The 626-nt window shown below is 42.5% G+C and carries 2 tRNA genes; both read right to left on the reverse strand.

Annotated features, from left to right (window positions below):
* Positions 1-185: 185 nt before the first annotated feature.
* Positions 186-261 (reverse strand) — tRNA-Ala (locus Q4567_RS22225).
* A 134-nt stretch (positions 262-395) separates the two neighbouring features.
* Positions 396-472 (reverse strand) — tRNA-Ile (locus tag Q4567_RS22230).
* Positions 473-626: the final 154 nt, after the last annotated feature.

A 626-nucleotide genomic window follows, 5' to 3' on the forward strand; every position in this document is an offset into this window, starting at 1 on the left:
TGCTCTTCAATTATTACTCTTTATTTTTGATTACTTTTATCAGCTTTCCAAATTGTTAAAGAACATTGACTTGGCGCTTCACGCCGCGTCTTAAGGTTTAAAAAACCCTAATCAATATATGCTAATTCACATTTATTGATTAAGGCTTGCTTTCCTTTATTGAGCAATCACTTTCTTCTTGAAAGTGGTGGAGCTAAGCAGGATCGAACTGCTGACCTCCTGCGTGCAAGGCAGGCGCTCTCCCAGCTGAGCTATAGCCCCTTACATACAGCATAAACATCGTAAATAAGGTTGAAGATGATGAATCTTCGGCCAGTTCGCGTTTAGGCAAGGCGGATATCGAGGACGTTTAGCTCACTAAACGACGAGGTATCCAACGCAGCATAAATGCGAAATGGTAGGCTTGGGCAGACTTGAACTGCCGACCTCACCCTTATCAGGGGTGCGCTCTAACCAGCTGAGCTACAAGCCTATATCTTGCTTCTGCCAATTCATTAGCATGTGCAATATTTGCTTGTTACCCAAGCACTTACTTCTTTGCTCTTCTTTATTAACAACAAAACAATCTGTGTGAACACTGCATCACAAAAGTGATACCTATAGTGTAAGGAGGTGATCCAACCCCA

The sequence above is a fragment of the Aliiglaciecola sp. 2_MG-2023 genome (assembly GCF_030548145.1).
Lineage (GTDB): Bacteria > Pseudomonadota > Gammaproteobacteria > Enterobacterales > Alteromonadaceae > Aliiglaciecola > Aliiglaciecola lipolytica_A.